Source organism: Acidovorax sp. KPB24-03 (genome assembly GCF_057546605.1).
This window is the reverse complement of the sequence record NZ_BAAJYR010000204.1, coordinates 1-6161: the sequence shown is the minus strand read 5'-3', so window position 1 is coordinate 6161 and position 6161 is coordinate 1. Positions and strand designations below refer to the sequence as shown.

Sequence of the window (6161 nt, the reverse complement as noted above, 5' to 3'; positions counted from 1 at the left end):
GAGCGTCAAAGATACAAGGCGCCTGTTTCCGCAGGTCCGCGTGCATGTATCTCCCGGTGTCTCCATGCGGTTGATGGACGATCTCGACGCGGGAAAAATCGATGCCGCGGTGATGATCCGCCCTCCTTTCGGCATGCCCCCCGACCTGGCGTGGCAATCGCTCGTCCACGAGCCCTTCGTGCTGATCGTTCCCAAGGAGGAGACGGCGCGCAAGGATTGGCGTACCTTGATCCAGGCTCGGCCATTTCTTCGCTACGACCGGGTCTCGTTCGGTGGCCGAATGGTCGAAGGTTTCCTGCGGCGCCAGGGCCTGGCGGTCAATGAGGCCGTCGAACTGGATGAGATTCCCGGACTCATTCATCTCGCATCGAAAGGGGTGGGCGTTGCATTGGTTCCGCTGGTGGAAGCCCACCTGCCGTTGCCCGATGGCGTGCGTGTGATCTCGCTGCAGGAACACACCTTCCATCGTGAAATCGGGTTGCTCCAGCGTCGGGCCCAGAGCCGTTCGCCGTTCGTCGCCCACTTCTCGCGCAGCCTGGCAGAGGCTTCGCAGATCGGCCGCGTGAAGGCTCCCGCCGGGGCCAAGGCGCAAATGCTGGCCTTCCGCCGTCCCAAAGCGCCATAGCAGGGATACCGCGGTGGCGTGGTCGGCTCCGATGGCAGCCTTTTCCCTGTCGACCCGGATCACGGCCGTGGTGGATGTGATGACCAGACCGTCCGGCCGGGCCGCGATCTCCGGGGCCTGCCCCTTCTTTTGCGCAAAGTCCAACGGGTTGGCCACCGTGCCGTTTCGAAAGAGCGCAATGCGGGTCCGTGGCGTCACCGGTCGCTATCTCACCTGAGGCCGGTCGGGTTGCGCAGCCCCTTCGTGAACGGCATGGCGCCGGATACATCGCGAATGCCCACCGTGACCGTCGCCGACTCCCTGATCTTTTTCAAGGTATCGGTTTGTGCAGAGGCCGAAGCCGCAAGTGCCATGCGCACCGCGGTCACGCCAGCGCGGGTGGTGAGGGAAGGTTCATCGCGCGTTCTCACTTGGCGAAGAGCGAACCCAGGTCTGCGAAAGCCTTCATCTCGATGGCATTGCCCGAGGGGTCCAGGAAGAACATGGTTGCCTGCTCGCCAGGTTCGCCTTTGAACCGGATGTACGGTTCGATGACGAATTTCGTATGCACCGCAGCCAGCTTGTCTGCCAGCGCCTGCCATGTCTCCATGGGCAGGATGGCGCCGAAATGCCGAACGGGGACGTCGTGCCCGTCGACGGCACTGCTCGCCCTGTGGCCGCATTCCTCGGGTGCCAGGTGGGCGACGATCTGATGGCCGTAGAAATCGAAATCGACCCACTCCGGAGCGCTTCGCCCTTCAGGACAGCCCAGAAGCTGCCCGTAGAAAGCGCGGGTTTCCGCGATGTCGCGGACGGGAAAAGCAAGATGGAAAGGAATGCGTGCAGGGGTGCCTGTCATGGCGTCGCCGTGGTGTGGAAGTTCGACATGACCCAGACTTTAGAAAACAAAAGGCATAACCGAAAACGATATATCTTCTTGCTGAGCACCAATGGAATTGATGCTTGAGCCGAGGCGAGAAGGCCGCCGTGCCATGGCGCTCCGGGATCTTCCGCCGCTCTTGCCGCGCGCCGATAATCCCGCCTGTCATTTCAAGGAGCGCCAGTGGATGTCGTATTGTTGGTCAAGGCCGCCATCATGGGGGTGGTCGAGGGCCTGACCGAGTTTCTTCCCATCTCTTCCACCGGGCATCTGATCCTGGCGGGTTCATTGCTCGGGTTCGACGATGCCAAGGCTAAAGTCTTCGATATCGCCATCCAGACCGGGGCGATCTTCGCGGTGATTCTGGTCTACTGGCAGAAGATCCGGGCCACCGTGGTGGCGCTGCCCACGCAGCGGCAGGCGCGGCGCTTCGCACTCAACGTGATCATCGGATTCCTGCCCGCCGTGGTGCTGGCGCTGATCTTTGGCAAGCTCATCAAGGAGCACCTGTTCACGCCCGTGGTGGTGGCCAGTACGTTCATCCTGGGCGGCTTCGTCATCCTGTGGGCCGAGCGCCGTTCGCCCCGCGCGGTGCGCGTGCACGAGGTGGACGACATGACGCCGCTCGATGCCCTCAAGGTGGGGCTGGCGCAGTGCCTGGCGATGGTGCCGGGCACGAGCCGCAGCGGCGCCACCATCATCGGCGGCATGCTGCTGGGGCTGTCTCGCAAGGCGGCCACCGACTTCTCGTTCTTCCTGGCCATCCCGACGCTGATCGGTGCGGGGGTCTACAGCCTGTACAAGGAGCGGCACCTGCTGACGGTGGGCGACGTGCCATTGTTCGCGGTCGGGCTGGTGTTCTCGTTCATCAGCGCCTGGCTCTGCGTGCGCTGGCTGCTGCGCTACATCAGCACGCACAGCTTTGTGCCGTTCGCGTACTACCGCATCGGCTTCGGCATCGTGGTGCTGGTGACCGCCTGGACCGGGTGGGTGACCTGGGCGGATTGACGGGCGCCGGCCACTCGCGCCAGCGGCGGCCCGCCAGCCCATCCGCTGAGGCATTGGTAACAGAAAGTGATAAGCTGCCCCGCGCAAGCCGGAATGCCGGGGAATGGCAGCGGCAGGCTGCCGCAGCGCCCCTTTTAGCCCCGGTTGCCCACGCCGCCAACGACAACAGTCAAAGGTTCCCGCCGTATGACGCCAAACGAGCTGCCGGGATTTCGCACGCTGCCCGCGTCGAGGGCGGCTGCCGAGTTTTCAGCCGAAGAGATGCTGGGGCTGCTCACACGCAGCGTGGGCGCCACCGTGGCGGCGGTGAACCGGCAGCAGCGCGTGGTGTACGTGAACGACGAATACGCCCGCTGGTTCGGCGCGCCCGCCTCGGAGCTGGTGGGCAAGACGCTGCTGGAGCTGTACGGCGACTACAACCATTCGCGCTTCATGCCATTCGTGGAGCGGGTGTTGCGCGGCGAGCGCCTGAACTATCAGCGCCTGGTCCACAACCCCGAAGGCTTCGAGGAGTGGCGCACCATCTGCCTTGCGCCCTGGCGCAACGCCCAGGGCGAGATCGACGGCTTCGTCACCACGGCCCTGGATGTGCATGAGCTGCAGGTGACCATGAATGCCTTGCGCGCGGCCAACCAGCGGCTGTCTTCGCACATGGACAACAGCCCTCTGGCCGTGCTGGAGATGGACCACGAATTGCGGCTGCTGCACTGCTCGCGCCGTGCCATCTAGCTGATGGGCTGGGAAGACGTGGTGCAGATCGAGGCGCGGTCGCTGCTGGCGTTGCCGGGCACGGCGGCCATGGACGAGAACCTCACCCAGGCCCTGGCCAGCCTGCAATCGGGCCGCGAATCCCAGAACCGCGTGGAAACCTGCTTTCTGCGCGGCGACGGCACCGAGATGCACTGCGAGTGGTTCAACTCCGCGCTCACCGACGCCGAAGGGCGGGTGACCTCGATCATGTCGCTGGTGCAGGACGTTTCTTCCAAGATCGAGATTTCGCGCCAGCAGCAGTATCTGGCCAATCACGACTCGCTCACCGGCCTGTACAACCGCTCGGCTTTCCACCGCCGCTGCGAGCGGTCTCTGGAGGCCGCGCGCCACCAGGCCGGCACGGTGGCGCTGCTTTTCATCGACCTGGATGGCTTCAAGAAGATCAACGACGAGCAGGGCCACAAGGTGGGCGACGAGGTGCTGCGGCTCGTGGCCAAGCGCCTGGGCAACGTGGTGCGCGCGCAGGACACCGTGGCACGCCTCGGGGGCGACGAGTTCCTGGTGATGCTGGACACCGACGTGGACCATGGCGCCCCCAACAGCCTGGGCCACCGCATCATCGATGCCCTGGGTCAGCCGATGCGGGTGGAGGGGCGCGACGTGCGCGTGGGCGCCAGCATCGGTGTGGCGACGTATCCGCCCATCGAGGGCGATATCGAGGTGCTCATGGGCCGGGCGGACCAGGCCATGTATGCCGCCAAGCGCGCGGGCTCGGGCTGCGTGCGCTACGCCGAGCCGCCTGCCGAGCGGCCTTGACCGAACGGGCGGCCTGGCCGGCATGCCGCCCGTCCTCGCGGCGAGTGGCATGTGCGGCTTGCACGCTCCGGATCACTCTTTCGGAGGCGGCGGCAGCGCGATGCTCTGCGCGTAGTGGAAGAAGTTCGTCGGGTCGTACTGCAGCTTGACCTGCTGCAGCTTGGCGTACGTGGGGGCATCCCAGTAGGCGTCGGCGAAGTTCTCCAGTGTGGCATCGGGGTAGTTCTGGTACACGGCACCGCACAGCCACGGCTTGACCAGCTCCATCAGGCCTGCCAGCCACAGCTCCATGTGGGCGCGCTCTTCTTCGTCGCGCCAGAACACGTCCACCACCAGGTCGCAGTCCATGTGTCGGTGGATGAAGGCGCTGTCGGCCGCGGGGTAACGGTTGATGGCGCCGCCATAGGGCTCCAGGTAGGCGAGCGACCAGGTGTTGGGCGAGGTGCTGAAGTAGTCCACCAGCTGCTGCCACTGGGCCTGGGTGACCGGCTGCGCGATGTACGCGCTGGCCTTGGATTCGCAGATGTGCGCGGGCAGGTTGTCGGGCAACTCGTAGGGCTCGTTCTCCAGGTAGCTGTTCATGTCCGGGTAGGTGCCCGTCTTGTCCACCAGCAGCTTTGCGCTCGGCACGGCCAGCAGGGAGGCGATGGCGTGCATGCCATCCTCGCGCGAACCGCAAAACATGCCCTGCACCATGTACACGGGCTTGCCGTTCAGGTAGCCCAGATTCATCATGTAGCCGAGCGTGTCGGGCGCGCCCACCTTCATGTAGCTGGTCTGGAAGAGTTCCAGCACCTGCGCGGCGTGCGCCGCATCCCAGCTGATGGACCATGCCCACACCTGGTCGAGCGGCACCATGCGGTAGGTCACCTGCAGCACCACGCCGAAGTTGCCCCCCGTGCCGCCGCGCAGCGCCCAAAAGAGGTCCGGGTTCTCCGTTTTGCTGGCCGTCACGGTGGTGCCGTCGGCCAGCATCACGCGCATCGAATCCACCAGGTCGCTCTGGATGCCGAAGGCGCGCGAGGTGTAGCCGTAGCCGCCCCCCTGCACGAAGCCCCCCACGCACACGTTGCCGCAGGCGCCGGTGGGAACGTGCCAGCCGGTGTGGTTCATCGCGGCATTGAACTGTTCGAACTGCGTGCCGGGCAGCACATGCACGAGCGCCTGGGCGCGATCCAGCACCACGCCGCTCAGCAGGCTGAGGTCGATCACCATGCCGCTGTTGACCGAATAGCCGGCAGTGCTGTGGCCGCCCGAGCGCACGGCCACCCAGGCGTTGAAGGTGCGGGCGTAGGCCAGGCACAGCGCCACATCGTTCTCGCAAGCGCAATACACGATGACCCACGGGTAGGACTGGAAGGCCGGGTTGGACTCCTGGCGGTCGTTTTCATATCTTGGGTCGCCGGGCACGATGATGCGCCCGAGCAGTCCGTCTTCCAGCGCGGCCAGCGCCTGCCAGGGGGTGGGATCGTCTGCGGGCTGGCTAGCGGCCAGTGCGTTCAGGTGGGCGACGCGGGCGTCCTTGGCAATGCGGGCGGGACTCTTGCGATGGGCCATGGGGTGAAGCTCCTTGGGTGGTTGGACGATGGACGGAAAAAGGGTGCTCGAGGTGGAGGGGCGGTGAGGGTCGGCCGGGGCGACACTAGGCGGACGACAGCGCCAGGTCCCCGGTGTTGCGCCGCACGCAGAACTTGCCGCTCTGCTTGCCGGTGTACATGGCGGCATCGGCCAGCTTGATCAGCAGGGCCGGCTCGGTGGAGTCCAGGGGCGCCAGGGCATACCCGATGGTCAGGCCCACGTACAGTTCGAGATCGCCCAGCACGATGGGGGTGCGAAATGCATCCAGCAACTGGTTGCCGAGCGCATGCGCCTGCTCGGGGCTGGCCAGGTCGTTGGCCATCACCACGAACTCGTCGCCGCCGATGCGGGCGACGGTGTCGGTGTGGCGCAGGTGTTCGTGCAGGCGCGCCGTCACCGCCACCAGCAGTTGGTCGCCCACGTCGTGTCCGTGGCTGTCGTTCACCGGCTTGAAGCCGTCCAGATCGAGCATGTACACGGCCGCCAGATGCTCGGGCGTGCAACGGGCCATGGCGGCCGCCAGCGCCAGGTCGAGCCCGCGCCGGTTCGCCAGGCCGGTGAGCG

8 protein-coding genes are annotated in these 6161 nt (G+C 65.7%); 4 read left to right on the top strand and 4 right to left on the bottom strand.

Features of this window, described 5'->3' with window-relative positions; translation table 11 throughout:
• The coding region (locus AC27KI_RS17125; protein ID WP_487114910.1) for a LysR substrate-binding domain-containing protein at nucleotides 1–625 on the top strand (625 nt) is incomplete at its 5' end.
• 209 nt (nucleotides 626–834) lie between these two features.
• Here the strand turns inward: AC27KI_RS17125 and AC27KI_RS17120 are convergent.
• Nucleotides 835–993, bottom strand: a complete 159-nt coding sequence (locus AC27KI_RS17120) for a hypothetical protein (protein WP_487114908.1) — start codon at nucleotides 991–993, stop codon at nucleotides 835–837.
• Nucleotides 994–1031: 38 nt separating this feature from the next.
• Nucleotides 1032–1463: a VOC family protein gene (locus AC27KI_RS17115; RefSeq protein WP_487114906.1), complete on the bottom strand. Its 432-nt coding sequence runs from the start codon at nucleotides 1461–1463 to the stop codon at nucleotides 1032–1034.
• 204 nt (nucleotides 1464–1667) lie between these two features.
• Here AC27KI_RS17115 and AC27KI_RS17110 point away from each other — a divergent pair, with 204 nt between their 5' ends.
• The 3 genes from AC27KI_RS17110 (at nucleotide 1668) to AC27KI_RS17100 (ending at nucleotide 4019) form a co-directional block, all read left to right on the top strand.
• A complete protein-coding gene (locus tag AC27KI_RS17110; protein ID WP_272564344.1) occupies nucleotides 1668–2492 on the top strand; it encodes an undecaprenyl-diphosphate phosphatase in 825 nt (274 codons plus the stop codon).
• A gap of 186 nt (nucleotides 2493–2678) precedes the next feature.
• Nucleotides 2679–3221, top strand: a complete 543-nt coding sequence (locus AC27KI_RS17105; RefSeq protein ID WP_487114904.1) for a PAS domain-containing protein — start codon at nucleotides 2679–2681, stop codon at nucleotides 3219–3221.
• A gap of 3 nt (nucleotides 3222–3224) precedes the next feature.
• A complete protein-coding gene (locus AC27KI_RS17100; RefSeq protein WP_487114902.1) occupies nucleotides 3225–4019 on the top strand; it encodes a diguanylate cyclase domain-containing protein in 795 nt (264 codons plus the stop codon).
• Between the two features lie 72 nt (nucleotides 4020–4091).
• Here the strand turns inward: AC27KI_RS17100 and AC27KI_RS17095 are convergent, their stop codons facing one another.
• Both AC27KI_RS17095 and AC27KI_RS17090 read right to left on the bottom strand, forming a co-directional pair.
• Nucleotides 4092–5576, bottom strand: coding sequence for an FAD-binding oxidoreductase (locus AC27KI_RS17095; protein WP_487089722.1), 1485 nt, complete (start codon nucleotides 5574–5576; stop codon nucleotides 4092–4094).
• A gap of 85 nt (nucleotides 5577–5661) precedes the next feature.
• The coding region (locus AC27KI_RS17090) for a diguanylate cyclase domain-containing protein (RefSeq protein ID WP_487089721.1) at nucleotides 5662–6161 on the bottom strand (500 nt) is incomplete at its 5' end.

What these genes read in the sequence shown, in the direction of transcription:
- AC27KI_RS17105 (WP_487114904.1), top strand. Translation starts at nt 2,679, where the DNA reads ATGACGCCAAACGAGCTGCCGGGATTTCGCACGCTGCCCGCGTCGAGG.
- AC27KI_RS17115 (WP_487114906.1), bottom strand. Translation starts at nt 1,463, where the DNA reads ATGACAGGCACCCCTGCACGCATTCCTTTCCATCTTGCTTTTCCCGTC.
- AC27KI_RS17095 (WP_487089722.1), bottom strand. Translation starts at nt 5,576, where the DNA reads ATGGCCCATCGCAAGAGTCCCGCCCGCATTGCCAAGGACGCCCGCGTC.
- AC27KI_RS17100 (WP_487114902.1), top strand. Translation starts at nt 3,225, where the DNA reads ATGGGCTGGGAAGACGTGGTGCAGATCGAGGCGCGGTCGCTGCTGGCG.